The 20,767-nt window shown below is 74.0% G+C and carries 16 protein-coding genes; 11 read left to right on the forward strand and 5 right to left on the reverse strand.

Annotated features, from left to right (window positions below; genetic code table 11):
* Position 1 precedes the first annotated feature (1 nt).
* A complete protein-coding gene (locus tag ACGFZP_RS02265; protein ID WP_392927686.1) occupies positions 2 to 625 on the reverse strand; it encodes a DUF4126 domain-containing protein in 624 nt (207 codons plus the stop codon).
* A gap of 628 nt (positions 626 to 1,253) precedes the next feature.
* Here ACGFZP_RS02265 and ACGFZP_RS02270 point away from each other — a divergent pair.
* From ACGFZP_RS02270 to ACGFZP_RS02280, 3 genes are all read left to right on the forward strand, one after another.
* Complete coding sequence (locus ACGFZP_RS02270) at positions 1,254 to 1,784, forward strand: SAV_6107 family HEPN domain-containing protein (RefSeq protein ID WP_392927687.1); 531 nt, start codon at positions 1,254 to 1,256, stop codon at positions 1,782 to 1,784.
* Between the two features lie 117 nt (positions 1,785 to 1,901).
* Positions 1,902 to 2,654 (forward strand): methyltransferase domain-containing protein, encoded by a 753-nt coding sequence (locus tag ACGFZP_RS02275; RefSeq protein WP_392927689.1) that lies wholly within the window; start codon positions 1,902 to 1,904, stop codon positions 2,652 to 2,654.
* A gap of 437 nt (positions 2,655 to 3,091) precedes the next feature.
* A complete protein-coding gene (locus tag ACGFZP_RS02280) occupies positions 3,092 to 3,478 on the forward strand; it encodes a DUF3040 domain-containing protein (RefSeq protein ID WP_387940438.1) in 387 nt (128 codons plus the stop codon).
* Positions 3,479 to 3,561: 83 nt separating this feature from the next.
* On the opposite strand, the gene ACGFZP_RS02285 is transcribed toward ACGFZP_RS02280, so the two are convergent.
* From ACGFZP_RS02285 to ACGFZP_RS02300, 4 genes are all read right to left on the reverse strand, one after another.
* A complete protein-coding gene (locus ACGFZP_RS02285) occupies positions 3,562 to 6,009 on the reverse strand; it encodes a transglutaminaseTgpA domain-containing protein (RefSeq protein WP_392927690.1) in 2,448 nt (815 codons plus the stop codon).
* The gene (locus ACGFZP_RS02290) at positions 6,006 to 7,328 is read right to left on the reverse strand and encodes a DUF58 domain-containing protein (RefSeq protein WP_392927692.1); all 1,323 of its coding nucleotides are present in this window, start codon (positions 7,326 to 7,328) and stop codon (positions 6,006 to 6,008) included. The genes ACGFZP_RS02285 and ACGFZP_RS02290 overlap by 4 nt, the downstream gene beginning before the upstream one ends.
* Before the next feature lies 1 nt (position 7,329).
* Positions 7,330 to 8,295: an AAA family ATPase gene (locus ACGFZP_RS02295; protein WP_392928305.1), complete on the reverse strand. Its 966-nt coding sequence runs from the start codon at positions 8,293 to 8,295 to the stop codon at positions 7,330 to 7,332.
* 447 nt (positions 8,296 to 8,742) lie between these two features.
* Positions 8,743 to 9,285 (reverse strand): beta-class carbonic anhydrase, encoded by a 543-nt coding sequence (locus tag ACGFZP_RS02300; protein WP_387940444.1) that lies wholly within the window; start codon positions 9,283 to 9,285, stop codon positions 8,743 to 8,745.
* Positions 9,286 to 9,866: 581 nt separating this feature from the next.
* Here ACGFZP_RS02300 and rsmH point away from each other — a divergent pair.
* The 8 genes from rsmH (at position 9,867) to ftsW (ending at position 20,764) form a co-directional block, all read left to right on the forward strand.
* Entirely contained in the window at positions 9,867 to 10,841 is a 975-nt protein-coding gene (rsmH, locus tag ACGFZP_RS02305; protein ID WP_392927694.1) for a 16S rRNA (cytosine(1402)-N(4))-methyltransferase RsmH, read from the forward strand.
* A 117-nt stretch (positions 10,842 to 10,958) separates the two neighbouring features.
* Entirely contained in the window at positions 10,959 to 11,459 is a 501-nt protein-coding gene (locus tag ACGFZP_RS02310; protein ID WP_392927696.1) for a septum formation initiator family protein, read from the forward strand.
* Positions 11,456 to 13,708, forward strand: coding sequence for a penicillin-binding transpeptidase domain-containing protein (locus ACGFZP_RS02315; protein ID WP_392927698.1), 2,253 nt, complete (start codon positions 11,456 to 11,458; stop codon positions 13,706 to 13,708). The genes ACGFZP_RS02310 and ACGFZP_RS02315 overlap by 4 nt, the downstream gene beginning before the upstream one ends.
* A gap of 6 nt (positions 13,709 to 13,714) precedes the next feature.
* Positions 13,715 to 15,367, forward strand: a complete 1,653-nt coding sequence (locus tag ACGFZP_RS02320; RefSeq protein WP_392927700.1) for a UDP-N-acetylmuramoyl-L-alanyl-D-glutamate--2,6-diaminopimelate ligase — start codon at positions 13,715 to 13,717, stop codon at positions 15,365 to 15,367.
* Complete coding sequence (gene murF, locus ACGFZP_RS02325) at positions 15,364 to 16,767, forward strand: UDP-N-acetylmuramoyl-tripeptide--D-alanyl-D-alanine ligase (RefSeq protein WP_392927702.1); 1,404 nt, start codon at positions 15,364 to 15,366, stop codon at positions 16,765 to 16,767. The genes ACGFZP_RS02320 and murF overlap by 4 nt, the downstream gene beginning before the upstream one ends.
* The gene (gene mraY, locus ACGFZP_RS02330; protein WP_392928307.1) at positions 16,767 to 17,828 is read left to right on the forward strand and encodes a phospho-N-acetylmuramoyl-pentapeptide-transferase; all 1,062 of its coding nucleotides are present in this window, start codon (positions 16,767 to 16,769) and stop codon (positions 17,826 to 17,828) included. The genes murF and mraY overlap by 1 nt, the downstream gene beginning before the upstream one ends.
* On the forward strand, positions 17,825 to 19,258 hold the full coding sequence (murD, locus tag ACGFZP_RS02335) for a UDP-N-acetylmuramoyl-L-alanine--D-glutamate ligase (RefSeq protein ID WP_392927704.1): 1,434 nt from the start codon (positions 17,825 to 17,827) through the stop codon (positions 19,256 to 19,258). Before mraY ends, murD begins: the two co-directional genes overlap by 4 nt.
* Before the next feature lie 132 nt (positions 19,259 to 19,390).
* A complete protein-coding gene (gene ftsW / locus ACGFZP_RS02340) occupies positions 19,391 to 20,764 on the forward strand; it encodes a putative lipid II flippase FtsW (protein WP_392927706.1) in 1,374 nt (457 codons plus the stop codon).
* The last annotated feature ends 3 nt before the right edge of the window (positions 20,765 to 20,767 follow it).

The following is a 20,767-nucleotide window of genomic DNA, read 5'->3' on the forward strand; positions in this document are numbered from 1 at the left end:
CCTATGGCGCGTAAGCCCCCTGCTCCGGACGGGTGCCCGCCGCGCGGGCGGCCCGGCGCTCGCGGCGGCGGGCCCGGAACCGGCGGATCCGGCTGATCGCGAACCAGACCAGCAGCAGTCCGACGGCCAGCAGCACCGCGGAGATCGAGGCGGCCAGCCAGGGGTGGAAGATCGCCAGGGTGACCAGGGCGGCGACCGAGACGTCCTCGGCCAGGCTGACCGCGATGTTGCTGGCCGGCTCGGGCGAGGTGTTGACCGCCATCCGCAGCGAGGCCTTCACCAGATGGCTGACCAGCGCCGTGGTGCCGCCCATCGCGCCAGCCGCGACCTCGCCGAGCGAGCCGGGGTCGGCACTGGCCAGCAGCGCGCCGACGGTGGCGCCCGCGATCGGGCGGATCACGGTGTGGACGGTGTCCCAGAGCGAGTCCACGTACGGGATCTTGTCGGCCACCGCCTCCAGCAGGAACAGCACGCCGGCGGCGATCAGCACGTCGGTGCGCTCCAGCGCGGCCGGCACCGACTCCGCGTCGGCGAAGCGGCCCAGCAGGCCGAGCAGCAGCACCACGGCGTACGCGTTGATCCCGCTGGCCAGCCCGCTGGTGAAGATCAGCGGAAGGATCGACATCGGTCCCCTCCTTGCAGTGCCGACCGGTACGCCCGGTCTCGCCGTACCGTACCGGGACGCGCGGCGGGCGCCGCCCGGTTCCCGGCCCAGGCCCGGGGCATCGGGGACCGGGGCATCGGGGACCGGGGCACCGGGAGGCCGGGGCACCGGGGGGAACTGAGTACGGATACTCAGAAACGCGGTTGAGTACCTCAACGGATGGCCTCCGACCTGCGCAGACGGGAAAGTAGTGGCACCGGGACAGCGGCGCGTCGGGCGCCTCGGCCCGGGACGCGGACAGGTGTCGTCCACCCGGTCGGGGAAGGCCGGCGGAGGGCATCGAGGGGTCCGCACCGGAGCCGGTCAGGGTCCGCGCACCGCCGACACGGGGCGGCGGAGCGCGCCGGGGGGACCGGCTACCCGGGGAGTTCCGCAGCGCCGCCCTGGGGGGACGGCGCTGCGGCAGGTTCGGGGCGGCGGCAGACGGCGGGACCGGGACGGGGGTAGCCGGCGGCCGGGTGCCGCCCGCACCCGTGTCCGAGACCGGTACGGGCATGCGAATCCACCGGAGCCCGTTGTCAGTGGTGCCCTTCACGATGGAGGGGTACGGACCACCCGGCCCGTGCGCTGCCTCGGATCGGGGGAGACCATGACCATCAGCCACCCGGAGCCCGTCACCGCCCGCCTCCACTCCGCCGCCCAACCCGCCGACCGCCGCCCCGCCGGGGACGTCCACCCGGTGCTGCGCCGGGTCGGCGCCCCGCCCGCCGCCCTCGACCTGCTGACCGACGCGCACCGCACCCTCGCCCGGGCCCGCGACCTGGAGGACCCGCTGGAGCGCTACGCCGCCGCGCACCTCGCGGCGCTGCGCACCGTCGCGGCGGTGCTCGCGGTGCGCGGCCGCCCGGAGAAGAGCCCCCGCCGGCGCAAGGCCATCCGCAGCGCCTGGGAGGTCCTGCCCGAGATGGCGCCGGAGCTCGCCGAGTGGGCCGTCTACTTCGCGGCCGGCGCCCGCCGCCGGGCCGCCGCCGAGGCCGGGATCCGCGGCGCCGCCTCGGCCCGGGACGCCGACGACCTGATCCGCAACTCCGCACTCTTCCTACGACTGGTCGAACGCCTGCTCGGCCTGCATCCGCGGCCGCCGGCCCCGCGGCTGCCGCTCGACGAGGGCGCGGGGTAGCGGGCGCCGGGCGGTCCGACCCGGGGCGTGCCCGGTGACCAGCGGCGCGGCCCGGGCGCCCGGCCGGTCTAAGGTGGTGGCATCCAGATCGATCTGCACGTGCCAAGGAGTTCCACCGTGTACCCGACGCGTCCCCGCAGCGCCCTGCGTACCGCCGTGGTGTGGGAGGTGGTGCGGGCGGCCCTGGAGAAGCGGGCCGCCGAGCTGGACCAGCCCGTGCTCGACGTGGTCGACACCGGCGGCGGCACCGGCAACTTCGCCGTGCCGGTCGCGCGGCTCGGCCACCGCGTCACCGTGGTCGACCCCAGCCCGGACGCGCTGTTCGCGCTGGAGCGCCGGGCCGCCGAGGCCGGGGTGACCGACCTGGTCCGCGCCGTCCAGGGCGACACCCAGACGCTGCCCGAGCTGGTCGCCCCGAAGAGCGTCGACGCGGTGCTCTGCCACGGCGTGCTGGAGGTCGTGGACGACCCGGCCGACGCGCTCGGCAGCCTGGCCGGCACCCTGCGCACCGGCGGCCTGGTCAGCCTGCTGGCGGCCAACCGCAACGGCGCGGTGCTGGCACGCGCGCTCGCCGGCCACTTCAACGATGCTCGAACCGTCCTGGAGGCCGTGGACGGCCGCTGGGGCGAGGGCGACCCGATGCCGCGCCGCTTCACCGGCGACGAGCTCGCCCGCCTGGCGACCGGCGCCGGCCTGCGGGTGGAGTCGGTGCACGGCGTGCGGGTCTTCGCCGACCTGGTGCCCGGCGTACTGGTGGACGCCGAGCCCGGCGCGCTGGACGCCCTGCTCAAGCTGGAGGAGGCCGCCGCCGGGCAGCCCGCCTTCCACGCCGTCGCGACCCAGCTGCACCTGCTCGCCACCCTGGCCTGAGCCGCCGAGCGAGGGCCGCCCCGAGAGCCCTGGGCGGCCCTCGCTTCGCACACCCGTCCACCGGCCGTCCGGCGGCCGTTCCCCGGCCGGTCTCCCGACCATCTCCTCCCCGTCTCCTCGGAAGCTCCCCAGCTCCCGGCCGATTCCATCGGGTCGGGCACTTGTCCGGGGGCCGCCGCGTTGAGCCCAGTGCAGCCCAGGACCCGCTGAAGTGGCCCGGCCCACGCGTGGCCGACCACCCCGCAACGGGACCCTGGACCGTATGATCTGGGTAAAGCCGGAAAGCATGACAGCCGGATGCATGGGGCATATGGACGACACGGGCCGGGTCCTCCGCACAGGCGTCCGACCGTTTGTTCTGAAGGCTGATTGGACTTTGCCACCCCGACCGGGGCGGTGGACCGGTCGCATCCGCGACCGACGAGTAGGAGGACTCCGTGCCGCTCTCGGAGCACGAGCAGCGACTGCTCGACCAGATGGAGCGAGCGCTGTATGCCGAAGATCCCAAATTCGCGTCGGCGCTTGAGGGAACCGGGCTGCGCACCTACACCCGTCGGCGGGTCTACCTGGCCGTGGCGGGCTTCGTGGTCGGCGTCGGCCTGCTGATGGGTGGCATGGTCGTCCCCGACCAGATCTGGGTCAGCATCGTCGGCTTCCTGGTGATGCTCGGATGTGCGGTCTTCGCCGTCACGGGCTGGCGGCGCGGGCCCGCCGGACAGGGCTCGGGCCCCCGCCCGGCCGCCGCGCCCCGCCGCAAGGCCGGGATGATGGACCGGGTGGAGCAGCGCTGGCAGCGCCGCCGGGACGAGCAGAGCGGTCTCTGAAACCCCGCTGAACGACAGATGCCGAGGGCGGGCAGTCGAATCGATTCGACTGCCCGCCCTCGGCATCTGTCCGTGCGCCGTGCTCAGGAGGGCTTCCGCCCGCTCCGGCGCAGCCTCCCCCAGGCCCGGCGGACCGGTCCGGTGACGGCCCCGGTCACCCGGCCGACCCGGCGGCGGCCTGCCAGCCGGGCGGCCAGCACCGCGTCGGCCGTCCGCCACCACAGCTTGGCCGAGGAGGGCGGCAGCAGCACCGCGCGGACCCGCTCGGTCCGCTTGGCCCCGGCCCGCAGGCCGTTCCTGGCGGTCCGGACGTCCGCCGCCAGCGGGGCGGCGACCTCGGCGGACCGGGCGTAGAGCACCCGCTCGGTGGCCAGCGCCACCCGCCCGGCGGCGGCGGCCGAGGTCTCGTCGAGCTCGGCGGTCTCGGCGATCCGGCGGGCGGCCGAGCGCGGGGTGCGCGAGTCGTCCGGCGGGATGCCGAGGTCCCAGGCGGAGTCGGTCAACTCCTCCCAGGCGGCCAGCACCTGTGCGTCGGTGAGCTCCGCCGCGCCGTCCGCGCCGGGTCGGCGCCGGCCGCCCGCGCCGAGCCGGCGACGGCGCAGCAGCGTCCGCCAGACCATCGGGGTGAGCAGCAGGGCGATCAGCAGCAGGACACCGCCGAGGGTGCCGAGCACCTGCCCGGAGAGCAGCCAGGACTCCGCGGCGGCACCGTCGGAGGCCTTCTTCTGGTCCCCGCAGTCACCCGTTCGGCGCAGCTTCGCGTCGCAGTCGCTGCTGCTGGAGGGCACCGGCACGGGCGCCGTGCTCTGCGGGAGGGCGGTCGGCTGCTGGGTCGGCGCGGTGACGGGGGCGGCGACCGGGTCGGTGTATCGGGGCTCCACGCCGCGGCTCTTGGTGGGCTCGAAGCGCATCCAGCCGTAGCCCTGGAAGTAGAGCTCGGGCCAGGCGTGGTACATCAGCCCGGTCACCACGTACCGGTCGGCGCCCTTGGCCTCGCCGGGGGTGAAGCCGACCGCGACCCGGGCGGGGATGTTCAGGCTGCGGGCCATCGCCGCCATGGTGGAGGCGAAGTGCACGCAGAAGCCCTTGCGGTCCCGCAGGAAGGTCTCGATCGCCGCGTTGCCGGATCCGCCCTTGATCGCGGTGGTGTACGTGAAGTCCGGGCCGGTGAACCAGTCCTGCAGCGCGAGCGCCTTGTCGTACGGGGTCGCGGCCTTCCTGGTGACGGCGATCGCCTGCTCCCGGACCACCGGCGGCAGGTCCTTGGGCAGCTCGGTGTAGCGCTCGGCGATCCTCGCCGGGGCCGCGCCGGCCTGGCGCAGCTCGGTGGCGGTGGGCCGGACGTCCAGGGCGGTGACCTTGTAGCTCAGGCCCTTGATCGCGTTGGGCTTGTCCCTGGCGGGCAGCACACTGCCGGTGAGGGTGTCGAGCTTCCAGTCGGAGAACCTGGGGACGGTGACGCTCTTGGCCGGGTACGGCATCGGCAGCCAGGCCGAGTCCAGCCGGTCGCTGATCCGGAACTCGCCGGGGACGGACAGCACGTTGAGGTCGCTCTGCCCCTCGGGGAGGGGGAGGGTCTCCCGGAGGTCGGCCGTGCCGGACCCGCTGAGCTTCCACTCGGTGCCGTCGAACGCGTCCAGCGAGCCGGTGCGCAGGTAGGCGGTGTCGGCGAGGGAGCCGTCCATCGTGTAGGTGAGCAGCTCGTCGTTGCTGGACTTGGTCACGTTGGAGGCGAGCGTGACCAGCGGGTCGAGGGTGGTGACGGCCCCGCCCCCGAGGCCGCCGGCGGCGGCGGGGCCGCCGTTGCCGCGGATCAGGCCGAAGTCCCAGCGCGGCAGGAAGGCCGGCAGCAGCAGCGCGACCGCCAGTGCCAGCACGCCGACCCGCTGGCCGCCGAGGCTGAGCGCGCCGCCGCCCTCGGTACCGCGCGAGCTGCCGCGGAAGACCCGCCCCCAGCGGGAGATCCGGTCCTGGCCCTCGGCGAAGAGCAGCAGCAGGTAGCCGCCGGCCGCGAGGGCGAACCAGAGCCAGCCGCCGCCGTTGCCGGCCAGCCCGTTGCCGATCGAGAAGAGCGCCAGCAGCGGGAGCCCGGCCAGCGCGGAGCGCCGGTAGGTCACCGCGACGGCGTCCACGACGATGGCGATCAGGCCGACCGAGGCGACCAGGATCAGCCGCAGGCCCGCGTTCGGCGGTGCCGGGATGGCGTACTCCTGGATGTCGTCCAGGCCGGTCGAGAGCACGTGGTCCAGGGTGCGCAGCGACTGCGGCCCGGGGATCAGGCCGCCCCAGAGGGCGCCGTCCGCGGCGAAGCCGATCAGCAGCAGCAGGAACAGGACGGCCAGCTGCCCGACCGGCACCGTCCAGCGGTAGAAGGGCGTCCGGCGCAGGCCGGCGCCGGCCGCGGCGATGACGGCGATCACCAGGAAGGCGTGGGTGATCCAGCCCTTGGTGGTGAGCAGCGGGGTCAGGCAGAGCGCGGCCAGTGCGGTGGCCAGCGCCGAGTACCCGGTCAGTTTGGCCCGAGCGGTCACGCACCGGCTCCTTGTCGGTAGGGGGAGGGCGCCTCGGTGCGGTCGGCGGCCCGCCACAGGTCGGGGACGGAGTCCCCGGCGCGGACGGGCAGGACCGTCCAGCCGGCCTCGCGCAGTTGCTGGACCCGGGCGCGAAACTCGTCGCCGCCGGTCTCCGGGGCGAGCAGCCGCAGGCCGGCCCAGGTGCCGGTGTCCAGGACGAAGGCCACGGCGCCGCCGGTGCGGTTGCGCAGCCTGGCCAGCCGGGCCGTCTGCGGCTCGTCGAGCTCGCCGAGGACGGCGACCAGCAGGCCCTCGCCCCCGGCCCGCAGCGGCTCCTCGGCGCGGGACAGCCCGCCGCCGTCGGAGAGGTCGACCACCGCGAGCGCGTCGAGGATCAGGCCCGAGGTGTCGGCGGCGCTGCTCCGGCCGCCCGCGTCCGGTCCGGGCACGCTGTGGCCGATGTCGGTGAGCAGGCGGGTCTGGTAGCCGCGCTCCAGCAGGTGGACGGCGACCGAGGCGGCGCAGCCGACCGCCCACTCGAAGGAGGAGGCCGGACCGCTGCCCCGGTGGCCCGCCTCCCGGGTGTCCAGCAGGACGGTGGCCCGGGCCCGCTGGGGCTGCTCCTCGCGGCGCACCATCAGCTCGCCGTACTTGGCGGTGGACTTCCAGTGCACCCGGCGCAGGTCGTCGCCGGGGCGGTACTCGCGCAGGATCACGTCGTCGTCGCCGGCCAGCGCGAGGCTGCGGGTGTGGCTGTCGCCCTGCCCCGCCCACTCGCCGCTCAGCCGCACCTGCGGCAGGGCCTGGACCTGCGGCACCACGGTGAGCACGTCGGAGGCGGCGAACGAACGATTCACCTCGCACATGCCGAACGGGTCGGACAGCCGCAGCTGGAGCGGTCCGAGCGGGTAGCGGCCGCGCAGGTCGGAGCGGACCCGGTAGGAGACCTCGCGGTTGCCGTGCGGCTCGACCCGGTCCAGCACGAAGCGCGGGCGCGGCCCGAGCACGTACGGGACCTTGTCCTCCAGCAGCAGCAGGCCGGTGGGCACCCGGGAGACGTTGTCGACCCGCAGGTGGACCCGGGCCTCCTGGCCGGCCACGGCGCGGCGCGGGCTGAGCCGCCGGCCGCTGGCCACCCGGTAGCGGGTGTTGGCCAGCAGCAGTGCGGCCGCCAGCGGCAGTGCGGAGAGCAGCACGCCGACGCGCAGCAGCGCGTCCTGGTTGAGCAGGTACGCGCAGATCACCGCCGTCACGCCGGCGGCGAGGAAGGAGCGGCCCCGGGTGGTGAGGCCGCGCAGGCCGGCGCGCAGGCCCGACGGTGCGTCGGACGGGCCCACCTCAGCCCCTCCGGACGGCCGGGCCGCCCTGCGGGCGCGGCAGCGGCAGGCGGGCGACCAGGTCGGCCACGATCTGCTCGGAGGTGCGGCGGCTGAGCTGGGTCTCGGCGGTCGGCATCAGCCGGTGCGCGAGCACCGGGACGGCCAGGCGCTGGATGTCGTCCGGGGTGACGTAGTCGCGGCCGTCCAGCGCGGCGGCGGCGCGGGCCGCCCGCACCAGGTGCAGGGTGGCGCGCGGCGAGGCGCCCAGGCGCAGCTCGGGGCTGGTGCGGGTGGCGGAGACCAGGTCGACGGCGTAGCGGCGGACCGGGTCCGCGATGTGCACGGTGCGCACCAGCTCGATCAGCTTGAGGATGTCGGCGGCGTGCGCGACCGGCTGGAGGTCCTCCAGCGGGCTGGCGCCGGAGTGCACGTCGAGCATGGCGAACTCGGCCTCGGGGCTCGGGTAGCCCATCGAGATCCGGGCCATGAAGCGGTCCCGCTGGGCCTCCGGGAGGGGGTAGGTGCCCTCCATCTCGACCGGGTTCTGGGTGGCCACCACCATGAACGGCGAGGGCAGCTCGTAGCTGGTGCCGTCGATGGTGACCTGGCGCTCCTCCATCGACTCCAGCAGCGCGGACTGGGTCTTGGGCGAGGCCCGGTTGATCTCGTCGCCGACCACGATCTGGGCGAAGATCGCACCCGGGCGGAACTCGAAGTCGCGCTGCTGCTGGTCGTAGATGTTGGTGCCGGTGACGTCCGAGGGCAGCAGGTCGGGCGTGAACTGGATGCGCCGCACGGTGCAGTCGACGGACCTGGCCAGCGCCTTGGCCAGCATGGTCTTGCCGACGCCCGGCACGTCCTCCAGCAGCAGGTGGCCCTCGGCGAGCATGACGGTCAGCGCGATCCGGACGGCCTCCGGCTTGCCCTCGATGACGCTCTCGATGTTGGCCCGCACCCGGTCCACGACGGCGCCGAGCTCGGGCAGGCCGACCCGGTGGTACCCGTCGGCCCCCTGGTCGCCCCCCGCACGACCCTCAAGACCGGCCTGATCGTTGTAGCTCGTCACCCGTACGCTCCCTGGCACACCGTGCCCCCCTCACCCCGAGGCGGGCCCCCACCCCATGCTTGACGCGGCCCCTCCGGGAGCGGTTCCGTGGGGGAGCCGGTACCGGGGTGTGGCCTGCGGCCTGGCCGCCCCAGGTGGTTCGGGGCCTGACCGGCAGGCGCATTCTCCCCCGGCCGGTGGCCAGAAGTCACCATCCGGCCCGGAAGCACGGGGGAAACACCGGCGGGGCGGCGCGCAGGCGTCGACCGGACGGCGGGGAGGGGCGGCGGATCCGCGGGCAACGCCGGTCGGGCGCGGCGGGGTTGCCGGGGGATCACCCCGGCGGAGGCCCGGACGACGCTGGCCGGGCCCACGGGACGGCCGGGCTCAGTGGATCTCGCGGAGCAGCCCGGTGTGGACGTCGAAGACGAAGCCGCGGACGTCGTCGGTGTGCAGCAGGAAGGGCGAGGTGCGCACCCGCTGCATGGACTGGCGGACGTCGCTGTCGAGGTCGACGAAGGACTCGACCGCCCACTGCGGGCGCTGGCCGACCTCCTGCTCCAGCTCGCGGCGGAAGTCCTCGGTGAGACCGAGCAGGCCGCAGCCGGTGTGGTGGATCAGCGCGATCGAGCGGGTGCCCAGGGCGCGCTGGCTGATGGTGAGGGAGCGGATGGTGTCGTCCGTGACGACGCCGCCGGCGTTGCGGATGACATGGGCGTCGCCCAGTTCGAGGCCGAGCGCCGCGAACAGGTCGAGTCGGGCGTCCATGCAGGCCACCACGGTGACCTTCTGGACGGGGCGGGCGTCCATGCCGCCGTCTCGGAAGGTCACCGCGTACTCGCGGTTGGCCGAGACGAAGCGGTCGATGATGTCGGATCCGGTGGTGTCGGCAGCGGCGGTCGGCGTGGGCCGGTCGGGGGTCACTGTCATATCGGAGACGTTAGTGCGATTCCGCTGCCGATGGTGGGGCCGAGGCCTACAGAGCGCGAGGCTGTGACCGAGTGCATATCGACAACGGCCGGGCCCGGTGGGGCGTTCTGTCCGGGTTTGCCCGTCCCTGGTGCGGGCGGCGTACGGCGGCCGCGCGGGCAGGGGCGCGCGGGGGCGCCGCGCGGACCGGGGGCCGCCCCCGACGGGCCGCACCGGACGGCCGCGACCTGCGGTGATCCGTACCGCCGCCTGGGTGGTGCGCCGGAGCGGGCCATTGACTGACGGGGCGTGGGCGATAGAGTTGCGGCGCAGTGGAGCACAGCCGCCGGGGCCCGTCAACCGGGCCTTTTCCGGTCGGTGCGGCGGCCGACGCGGCCCGTGGCCTCCACCCGCTCCCGTGCCTCCTGGCGCACCTTCCCCGGTGCCGGGCGGTCACGATCTTCCCCAGTGAGCGGGCGGGGACCACGGGCCGCGTCCGCCCGGCCGCAGGCCCTTGCGTCGGCTCCGGTGCGCGGTGGGCCAAAATGGTCGAAGCTCCCGGACCTCGGGCGGCTTCGCACCGAAGAAGGGCGCCACAGCGCATGAGCACCAACGATCCGGCCCCCAAGCACGTCCCCGTGATGCTGCAGCGGTGCATGGACGCGCTCGCCCCGGCGATCTCGCGACCGGGCGCGGTGGTGGTCGATGCCACCCTCGGCCTCGGCGGGCACAGCGAGGCCCTGCTGACCCAGTTCCCGGAGGTCCGGCTGGTCGCGGTGGACCGCGACCCGGCGGCGCTCAAGCTCTCCGGCGAGCGGCTGGCCCCCTTCGGAGACCGCGCCACCCTGGTGCACGCCGTCTACGACGAGATCCCCGAGGTGCTGGAGCGCCTGGACATCCCCGAGATCCAGGGCGTCCTGTTCGACCTCGGCGTCTCCTCGATGCAGCTGGACGAGGCCGAGCGCGGCTTCGCGTACGCCCAGGACGCCCCGCTCGACATGCGGATGGACCAGACCCGGGGGCTGAGCGCGGCCGAGGTGCTGAACACCTACACCCACGGCCAGCTGGCCCGGATCCTCAAGGTCTACGGCGAGGAGCGGTTCGCCGGGAAGATCGCCTCGGTGATCGTGCGGGAGCGCGAGAAGGAACCGTTCACCACGAGCGCGCGTCTGGTGGATTTGGTACGCAACGCCATCCCGGCCGCCACCCGGCGCACCGGCGGGAACCCGGCCAAGCGCACCTTCCAGGCGCTGCGGATCGAGGTCAACGGCGAGCTGGAGGTGCTGGACCGGGCGATCCCGGGCGCGCTGGACGTGCTGGCACTGGGCGGGCGGATCGCCGTGATGTCCTACCAATCGCTGGAGGACCGCCTGGTCAAGCAGTACTTCGCGGCCGGGGCGACCACCACGGCCCCGCCCGGGCTGCCGTTCGTCCCGGAGGAGCACCAGCCCTGGCTGAAGCTGATCACCCGCGGTGCCGAGATGGCCACCGAGGAGGAGATCGAGGAGAACCGGCGTGCCGCACCCGTGCGGCTGCGGGTGGCGGAGAGGATCAGGGACCGAAGCACCCGGCGCTGACCAGGCAACGGGCGGTCCGAGGGGCGGAGGAAGAACACAGTGGTGGCGCCGGTGGTTGGCGGTGGGCCCCTCCTGCCCGAGGGCGGGCGGGGCGGACGGGCCCGGGCGGGGAGCGGCGTGCTCCCCGGTCAGGGCAGGGCACGGATCACGGTCCGGCCGGGGCGGCGACCCGTCCGGGGACGGACGCCCTTCGCGGTCCTGGTGGTGGTCCTGCTGACGGCGGGCCTGCTCGGACTGCTGGCGCTGAACACCGCGCTCAACGAGGGCTCCTTCGAGCTGTCCAGGCTGCAGAAGCAGACCACCGTGCTGACGGACGAGCAGCAGGGCCTCCAGCACCAGATCGACCAGGGTTCCGCACCGGACGCGCTGGAGCGCCGGGCCCGCGAGCTGGGGATGGTGCCGGCCGGCGGCATGGCCTTCCTCCAGGAGGACGGCACGGTGCTCGGCAAACCCGGCGCGGCCCAGGACAACCCACCGGTCAAGCGCTCCACCACCGAGCCGTGGCCGGGCGGGCAGCCGAAGCCGGGCGCCCAGCCGACCGCCCCGGCCGGCGGTGACACCACCGTCCAGATCAACCCGGTGGCGCCGGCCGCCCCGAGCGGGGGTGCTGGCCGATGAGCACACCCCGACAGCCCTCCGGCGGGTCCGGCGGCACCGGCGGCCGCCGTCCGGTGGCCAAGGGCGCCCCGCCCCGCCAGGCACCCCGCGGCCAGAGCGACCGGGCCCAGGGCGACCGGGCCCAGCCCGGCAGGCCGCAGGCCCCCAAGGCGCAGCCCGGCAAGGCCCAGCCCGCGAAGCCGCAGCCCGCCCGGGCCAAGCAGCCCCCGAAGGCCCAGCCCGCCCAGGGCCGGGACCCGAAGGCCGCCGCCGCCCGGACCCCGCGGACCCCGCAGCAGCGCCGCCCGGAGGGCCGCCCGCCCGCCCGCGGCCAGGCGCCGGCCAAGGCCCGTCCGAAGCCCCGCCCGCCGCTGCGCCCGCAGCCGAAGGCGATCCGACTGGCCGACCCGCGCCGCCGACTGCGGGTCATCACCGTGGTCATGTCGCTGGTGTTCTCGGTCTTCGCCGGCCGCCTGATCCAGCTCCAGCTGCTGGACTCGGACGCCCTGGCCGCCGACGCCAACACCAACCGCTACCAGAACATCCCGATCACGGCCGAGCGCGGCTCGATAACGACCGCCGACGGCGTGGCGCTGGCCACCACCGTCGACGCGTACGACATCACCGCCGATCCGGCCATGTTCACCCCGGAGGCCTCCGGCATCCCGGACGCCCCCGAGCAGGCCGCCGCGCTGCTGGCGCCGATCCTGGGCGTGCCCAAGGAGAAGATCGCCGCGGACCTGCACACCCCCAAGACCCGCTACAAGCGGCTCGCCGCGCAGCAGACCCCGGACACCAAGAACCAGATCAGCGACCTCAAGTCGAGCCTGGAGCGGCAGGCCGGCTCCAAGGCCTGCGCCGCCCAGCGGCGGCTGCTCAACAAGTCCACCGAGGAGGGCGGGCGGACCAGGCTGGACAACGAGTGCGTCAACCCGCTGGCCGGCGTCTTCAACCGGGAGACCCAGAAGCGCGTCTACCCCTCGGACGGGCTGGCCTCCAACCTGGTCGGCTTCGTCAACGCCGAGGGCGAGGGCGCGGGCGGTCTGGAGTCGCAGTACCAGTCGGTGCTGGCCGGCAAGGAGGGCCGGAGCAGCTACGCCCAGGCGGGCGGCCGGCTGGTGCCCACCGCCGGGGGCTCGCTGGACCCGGCCGTGCCCGGCACCGACCTGCGGCTGACCGTCAACCGGGACATCCAGTGGGCCGCCCAGCGCGCCATCACCGACCAGGTCGCCAACGCCGGGGCGGAGAAGGGCTATGTCGTCGTCCAGGACGTGAAGACCGGCCAGGTCCTCGCGATGGCCACCTCGCCCGGCCTCAACCCCAACGACCTGCGCTCGGCCAAGCCGGGCCAGCTCGGCAACGCGGCCCTCCAGGACGTCTACGAGCCCGGCAGCACCGCCAAGCTGCTGACCATGGCCGCCGTGCTGGACGCCGGAAAGGCCACCTGGGACACCAAGGTCACCGTCCCCAACCGGCTGGTCCGCGGCGGCCAGGAGTTCAAGGACGACGTCAACCACGAGACCTGGTACCTGACCCTCGCCGGGGTGCTCGCCAAGTCCTCCAACATCGGCACCATCGAGGCCGCCGAGCAGCTCGGCGCCACCCAGCCGGAGTCCAACAAGATCCTCTACGACTACCTGCGCAAGTTCGGCCTCGGCGAGACCACCGGGCTCGGGTTCCCCGGCGAGACGGCCGGACTGCTGGAGAAGCCCGAGGACTGGAAGGCCTCCAAGCAGTTCACCATCCCGTTCGGCCAGGGCCTGTCGGTCAGCGCCATGCAGGCGACCTCGGTGTACTCCACCATCGCCAACGGCGGTGTGCGGGTGGCGCCCGGCGTCGTCCAGGGCACCACCTCGCCGGACGGCCGGTACACCCCGGCCGCGCCCGGTACGCAGACCCGGGTGGTCAGCGAGGAGACCGCCAGGACCCTCACCGAGATGCTGGAGTCGGTGGTCTCCGACGAGCAGGGCACCGGCGGCAAGGCCGCCATCCCCGGCTACCGGGTGGCCGGCAAGACCGGCACCGCCGATCGGGTGGACCCGAAGACCGGCGGATACCGCGGCTACACCGCCTCCTTCATCGGCTTCGCCCCGGCCGACGCGCCCCGGGTCACCGTCTCCTGCACCATCCAGGACCCGGTCAACGGCCACTTCGGCGGCCAGCTCTGCGGGCCGGTGTTCAAGCAGGTGATGGAGTTCACGCTGAAGACCCTGCAGGTCCCGCCGAGCGGTAGCGAGGCCCCCAACCTGGCCGTCGACTGGAAGCCGTGATCGACCATGAACGACAAGCGGGCCGGTTTGGACGACGGCGCGGCGAAGGCCCGGTTTGGCCCTGGACACCCTTCGGCGGATAGCCTTCCCGCCGTGCCGAAACCCGATCAAATCACCGTGAGCCCGCCGCGCCCCGCCCGGGCCGGGGCCCTGCCGCTCGCCGAGCTGGCCCGTCTGCTGGGCCTCGCGCCCGTCGAGGGGGGCCCGGTCACCGGCGTCACCCACGACGCCCGCGCGGTGCGCCCCGGCGATGTGTACGTGGCCTTCCCGGGCGCCAACCACCACGGCGCGGCCTTCGCGGGCCAGGCCGCCGCGGCGGGCGCGGTGGCGCTGCTCACCGACCCGGCGGGCGCCGAGCTGGCGGCCGACACCGGCCTGCCGCTGCTGTTGGTCGACCGGCCCCGGGCCCGGATGGGCGAGCTGGCGGCCGCCGTCTACGGCCGGCCCTCCGAGCGGCTGCTGATGATCGGGCTGACCGGCACCAACGGCAAGACCACCACCTCCTACCTGGTCGAGGGCGGCCTGCTCGGCGCCGGGCGCAGCCCGGGGGTGATCGGCACCGTCGAGATGCGGGTCGGCACCGAGCGGATCAAGAGCGAGCGGACCACCCCCGAGGCCACCGACCTGCACGCGATCCTCGCGGTGATGGGCGAGCGCGGCGCGGACGCGGTGACCATGGAGGTCTCCAGCCACGCGCTGGTCTACGGCCGCACCGACGGCGTGGTCTACGACGTCTCCCTGTTCAACAACCTCACCCCCGAGCACCTCGACTTCCACCCGGACATGGAGGACTACTTCCAGGCCAAGGCCCGGTTGTTCCAGCCCGGAAAGTCCCGGAGCGGCGTGGTCAACCTGGACGACGCGTACGGGCGCCGGCTGGCCGCCGAGGCGAAGATCCCGATCACCTCGTTCTCCGCGACCGGCGCGCCCGAGGCCCACTGGCGGGCCGTGGACGTCCAGCTCGGCCCGGTCGGCTCCACCTTCCGGGTGCTCGGCCCCGACGGCGCCGAGGCGGACGCCTCCGTGCCGCTGCCCGGCCCGTTCAACGTCGCCAACGCGCTGGCCGCGATCACCCTGCTGGTCACCGCCGGACTGCCGCTGGAGCAGGCCGTCGCCGGGATCGCCGCGGTACCCGGGGTGCCCGGCCGGCTGGAGCGGGTGGACGCCGGCCAGCCGTTCGTCGCGGTGGTCGACTACGCGCACAAGCCGGACGCCCTGCAGGCCGTCCTCGGCTCGCTGCGCGAGGTCACCAAGGGCCGGCTGCACGTCGTCGTCGGGTGCGGCGGCGACCGCGACCCGCACAAGCGCGGCCCGATGGGCGCCATCGCCGCCCGGCTCGCCGACACCGCCCTGCTGACCAGCGACAACCCGCGCAGCGAGGACCAGTTGGCGATCCTCGCCACCATGCTGACCGGCGCCGCCTCGGTGCCCGAGGCCGAGCGGGGCGCCGTCCTGGTCGTCCCCGACCGGGCCGAGGCGATCGGGCTCGCGGTCGCCCGCGCCCAGGCCGGGGACACCGTGCTGGTGGCCGGCAAGGGCCACGAGCTCGGCCAGTACGTACGAGACGAGATCCGCCCCTTCGACGACCGGGAGGTGCTGCGCGAGTCGATCGTGCGGACCACGGCCGCCCGGGGCACCGGAGGAGTAGACCAGCCGTGATCGCACTGACCCTCGCAGAGGTGGCCGCAGCAGTCGGGGGCACCCTGGACGGCGCCGACCCCGACACCGTGGTGACCGGACCGGTCGAGGTCGACTCCCGAAAGGTGCGGCCCGGCGGCCTGTTCGCGGCCTTCGTCGGCGAGCACGTGGACGGCCACGACTACGCCGACACCGCCGTCGCGGCCGGCGCCGTCGCGGTGCTCGCCTCCCGCCCGGTCGGCGTGCCCGCCGTGCTGGTCGACAGCGTGGTGGACGCGCTCGGCAAGCTGGCCAGGGCCGTGGTCGCCCGCGCCGACGACACCACCGTCGTCGCGCTGACCGGCTCGGCCGGCAAGACCAGCACCAAGGACCTGATCGCCCAGCTGCTCCAGCGCCGCGGCCCGACCGTCTACCCGCCCGGCTCGCTCAACAACGAGATCGGCCACCCGATGACCGCGCTGCGGGTCGAGGCCGGCACCCGGCACCTGGTGATGGAGATGGGCGCCCGGCACAAGGGCGACATCGAGTACCTGACCTCGATCACCCCGCCGCGGATCGGCCTGGTGCTGAACGTCGGCACCGCGCACGTCGGCGAGTTCGGCTCCCAGGAGGCGATCGCCGAGGCCAAGGGCGAACTCGTCGAGGCGCTGCCCGCCGACGGCGCGGCGATCCTCAACGCCGACGACCCGCTGGTGCGCGCGATGGCCTCCCGCACCAGGGCCAGGGTGGTGTTCTTCGGGGAGTCCCGGGAGGCCCACGTCCGGGCGCAGGATGTTCGCCTCGACTCCACCGGACGGCCATCGTTCACGCTGACCACCCCGGCCGGTTCCGCACCCGTGCAGCTGCGCCTGTACGGTGAGCACCACGTCTCGAACGCCCTCGCCGCCGCTGCGGTGGCGGTGGAGCTCGGGATGTCCGTCGACGACACCGCCGAAGCGCTGAGCGAGGCGGATGCGCTGTCCCGCTGGCGCATGGAGGTCGTCGACCGGGCCGATGGTGTCACCGTCGTCAACGACGCCTACAACGCGAACCCCGACTCGATGCGGGCCGCGCTGCGGGCGCTGGTCTCGATGGGGGGACGCGGCCCGGAGCGCCGCCGCACCTGGGCGGTGCTCGGCGAGATGCGGGAGCTCGGCGAGGAGAGCCTGGCCGAGCACGACGCCATCGGGCGGCTCGCGGTACGGCTGGACGTCACCAAGCTGGTGGCGGTCGGCGGACGCGAGGCGGCCTGTATGGAACTGGGCGCGAGGAACGAAGGTTCGTGGGGTGAGGAGTCGGTGCTGGTGTCCGACGCGGACGCGGCGGTCGAACTGCTGCGCAGTCAGCTTCAGCCGGGGGATGTGGTCCTGGTGAAGGCCTCCCGTTCGGTGGGTCTGGAGAAGGTGGCCGAGGAACTGCTCGCGGACGGTGCCGCATCATGATGAAGCAAGTCCTCATCTCCGGCATCATCGGTCTGGTCCTGTCGCTGCTCGGCACCCCGGCCCTGATCAAGCTGCTCGCCAAGAACGGCTACGGGCAGTACATCCGCGACGACGGCCCCAAGGCGCACCACAGCAAGAAGGGCACGCCCACCATGGGCGGCATCGCCTTCATCCTGGCGACGCTGATCGCGTACTTCGGGACCAAGGCGATAACGGGCGAGGCCCCGACCGCCTCCGGGCTGCTGGTGCTGTTCCTGACGGTGGGCCTGGGCCTGGTCGGCTTCCTGGACGACTACATCAAGGTCGTCAAGCGCCGCTCGCTCGGCCTGCGGGCCAAGGCGAAGCTGGTCGGCCAGTCGGCCGTGGCCCTGGTCTTCGCGATCCTGGCGCTCCAGTTCAGCGACAGCCGCGGGCTCACCCCGGCCTCCCAGCACCTGTCCTTCGTACGCGACTTCGGCTGGTCGATCGGCCCGGTGCTGTTCGTCATCTTCGCGTACTTCATGATCGCCGCGATGTCGAACGGCGTGAACCTGACGGACGGTCTGGACGGCCTCGCCACCGGCGCCTCGGTGATGGTCTTCGGCGCCTACACCTTCATCGGCGTCTGGGAGTACGGGCAGAGCTGCGCCTACACGATCTCCGCCACCGCCAGCTGCTACGACGTCCGCGACCCGCTGGACCTCGCGGTGGTCGCCGCCGCCCTGATGGGCTCCTGCTTCGGCTTCCTCTGGTGGAACACCTCGCCCGCGAAGATCTTCATGGGTGACACCGGCTCGCTCGCCCTCGGCGGCGCGCTGGCCGGCCTGGCGATCTGCTCCCGCACCGAGCTGCTGCTCGCGCTGCTCGGCGGCCTGTTCGTGATCATCACCCTCTCGGTGATCATCCAGGTCGGATCCTTCCGGATGACCGGCAAGCGCGTCTTCAAGATGGCGCCGCTGCAGCACCACTTCGAACTCAAGGGCTGGAGCGAGGTCCTGATCGTGGTTCGGTTCTGGATCATCCAGGGCCTCTGCGTGGCGGTCGGCCTCGGCCTCTTCTACGCGGGATGGGTTGCCGGATGACCGACCTCCAGTGGACCGGACTGCCGGTCACCGTCGCCGGACTCGGGGTCTCCGGCATCAGCGCCGCCCGCGCACTGCACGGCCTCGGCGCCCGGGTCACCGTCGTGGACGGCGGCTCCGGCGCGGGTCTGCAGGCCCGCGCCGACGAGCTGGCGGCCGAGGGCATCACCGTCCGGCTCCAGGACGGCGACAGCCTGCCCGAGGGCACCCGGCTGATCGTCACCTCGCCCGGCTGGCCGCCGAGCAGCCCGCTGTTCGCCGCCGCCGAGGCGGCCGGCACCGAGGTCTGGGGCGACGTCGAACTCGCCTGGCGCCTGCGCAGGCCGCTGGAGTCCACCGGCGAGCCCGCCCCCTGGCTGGCCGTCACCGGCACCAACGGCAAGACCACCACCGTCCAGATGCTCGCCTCGATCCTCACCGCCGCCGGCCGGCGCACCGCCGCCGTCGGCAACGTCGGGGTCTCCGTCCTGGACGCGGTGCTCGCCGAGGAGCCCTACGAGGTGCTCGCCGTCGAGCTCTCCAGCTACCAGCTGCACTGGGCGCCCTCGCTGCGCCCGTACGCGGCGGCCGTGCTCAACCTGGCCCCCGACCACCTGGACTGGCACGGCTCGATGGAGGCGTACGCCGCCGACAAGGGCCGGATCTACGAGGGCAACGTCGTCGCCTGCGTCTACAACCTGGCCGACCCGGCCACCGAGGCGCTGGTCCGCGAGGCCGACGTCGAGGAGGGCTGCCGGGCGATCGGCTTCGGCCTCGGCGCGCCCGGCCCGTCGAACTTCGGCCTGGTCGACGGCCTGCTGGTGGACCGCGCCTTCGTGCCGGACCGGACCAAGAACGCCGCCGAGCTGGGCTCCGTCGAGGACGTGAACCCGCCGGCCCCGCACAACATCGCCAACGCGCTCGCCGCGGCCGCCCTGGCCCGCGCCTACGGCGTGGACGCCAAGGCCGTCCGGGAGGGCCTGCGGGCCTTCCGCCCGGACGCGCACCGGATCGCCGAGGTCGGCGTGGTCGACGGGGTCACGTACATCGACGACTCCAAGGCCACCAACACCCACGCCGCCGCGGCCTCGCTGGCGGCCTACCGGCCGATCGTCTGGATCGCCGGCGGCCTGGCCAAGGGCGCCGCCTTCGACGACCTGGTCCAGGGCGCGGCCGAGCGGCTGCGCGCCGTGGTGCTGATCGGCCAGGACCGCGCGGTGATCCGCGAGGCGCTGGCGCGACACGCGCCGGATGTCCCGGTGATCGAGGCGGCCGAGGGCCAGACTGGCGCGGTGGCGATGGCGGAGGTGGTCCGCACGGCCGCCTCACTCGCCCAATCGGGTGACACGGTGCTGCTGGCCCCGGCCTGCGCGTCGATGGACATGTTCACCAACTACGGCGAGCGCGGCGACCTGTTCGCCGCCGCGGTCCGGGAGCTGTCGCCCCGCTAGCGGGACCGGGCGGGGCCGCCGGCCGGCAGCCCCGCCGCGCGGCCCGCCCGATCGCCGGGCGCGGCAGGCGGGCCGTCGGCACCGGGCCGGGAGCGACCCCGCGCAGGGCGCTTCGCAGAAGAGGAGAACGTGGTGGCGGGTCAGGGCAGGGCGGGCGGTCCCGGCGCGCCGGAAAAGGGCGCCGCCCACCCGCTGAGACTGATCTCGGCCACCACGACCGCCTACAAGTCGGCCGGCCCGCTGGCCCGTGTGCAGGCCTTCCGGGCCCGGCTGCGGTACACCCTGGAGCGGCCGCTCACGCCCTACTACCTGATCCTCGGCTCGGTGCTGCTGCTGGTGGTGCTCGGCCTGGTGATGGTCTTCTCCGCCTCGCAGATCCTGGCCCTCGGCCAGCACCGCTCCGCGCAGTTCTACTTCCTCAAGCAGCTGGTCGCAGCCATGCTCGGCGCGGTGCTGCTGATCGGCTTCGCCAGCGTGCCGGTCGCGGTGCTGCGGGTGATCGTCTACCCGGTGCTGCTCGCCGTCATCGGCGCGCTCGCGCTGGTCGCGGTGCCCGGCGTCGGGGTGGAGGTCAACGGCAACCGGAACTGGCTGGATCTCGGCTTCTTCCAGTTCCAGCCCTCCGAGTTCGCCAAGCTCGCCCTGGTGCTCTGGGCCGCCGACCTGCTCGCCCGCAAACAGCGCAACGGCACTCTCGACCAGTGGAAGCACCTGCTGGTCCCGCTGGTGCCCGGCGCCCTGCTGCTGCTCGCGCTGATCATGCTCGGCGGCGACATGGGCACCTCGATGATCCTGGTGGCCATGCTGTTCGGCCTGCTCTGGATGGTCGGAGCCCCGCTGCGGCTGTTCGTCGCCACCGTCGGGGTCGCGGTCGTGGTCTGCACCGCCCTGGTGGTCACCGTCCCGCACCGGGCCGAGCGGCTCTCCTGCATCGGCGTCACCAAGCTCGATCCGAACGGCGCCTGCTTCCAGGCCCTGCACGGCGTCTACTCGTTCGCGCTCGGCGGCCCCTGGGGCTCCGGCCTCGGCGCCGGGGTCGAGAAATGGGGTCAGCTGCCGGAGGCGCACACCGACTTCATCTTCGCCGCGACGGGCGAGGAACTCGGACTGGTGGGGACGCTGTCGGTGATCGGTCTCTTCGCGGCACTAGGCTACGCGGGTATCCGTGTGGCCATCGGTACGAAGGACCCCTTCGTCAGGTACGCCGCGGGAGCCGTCACCACCTGGATCATGGCGCAGGCCGTGGTCAACCTGGGGTCGGCGCTGGGACTGCTGCCCATCGCGGGCGTCCCGCTCCCGCTGTTCTCCTACGGCGGTTCCGCCATGCTGTCGGCCATGAGCGCGATCGGTGTGCTGCTGTGCCTCGCACGCAGCACCCCGGGTGCGAAGGCGGCCCTGGCCGCCCGGAGCAAAAACTCCCGGTTCAGGAAACGACTGGTCCGGGTGCTGCCACGACGACGAACCACAGCGCGCCCGGCCCCGGTGCCGGCACGCAGGGAGCGGTGAATT

The organism is Kitasatospora sp. NPDC048239 (genome assembly GCF_043202015.1).
GTDB lineage: Bacteria > Actinomycetota > Actinomycetes > Streptomycetales > Streptomycetaceae > Kitasatospora.

What these genes read in the sequence shown, in the direction of transcription:
- ACGFZP_RS02265 (WP_392927686.1), bottom strand. Translation starts at nt 625, where the DNA reads ATGTCGATCCTTCCGCTGATCTTCACCAGCGGGCTGGCCAGCGGGATC.
- ACGFZP_RS02270 (WP_392927687.1), top strand. Translation starts at nt 1,254, where the DNA reads ATGACCATCAGCCACCCGGAGCCCGTCACCGCCCGCCTCCACTCCGCC.
- ACGFZP_RS02300 (WP_387940444.1), bottom strand. Translation starts at nt 9,285, where the DNA reads ATGACAGTGACCCCCGACCGGCCCACGCCGACCGCCGCTGCCGACACC.
- rsmH (WP_392927694.1), top strand. Translation starts at nt 9,867, where the DNA reads ATGAGCACCAACGATCCGGCCCCCAAGCACGTCCCCGTGATGCTGCAG.
- ACGFZP_RS02315 (WP_392927698.1), top strand. Translation starts at nt 11,456, where the DNA reads ATGAGCACACCCCGACAGCCCTCCGGCGGGTCCGGCGGCACCGGCGGC.
- ACGFZP_RS02320 (WP_392927700.1), top strand. Translation starts at nt 13,715, where the DNA reads ATGAACGACAAGCGGGCCGGTTTGGACGACGGCGCGGCGAAGGCCCGG.
- mraY (WP_392928307.1), top strand. Translation starts at nt 16,767, where the DNA reads ATGAAGCAAGTCCTCATCTCCGGCATCATCGGTCTGGTCCTGTCGCTG.
- murD (WP_392927704.1), top strand. Translation starts at nt 17,825, where the DNA reads ATGACCGACCTCCAGTGGACCGGACTGCCGGTCACCGTCGCCGGACTC.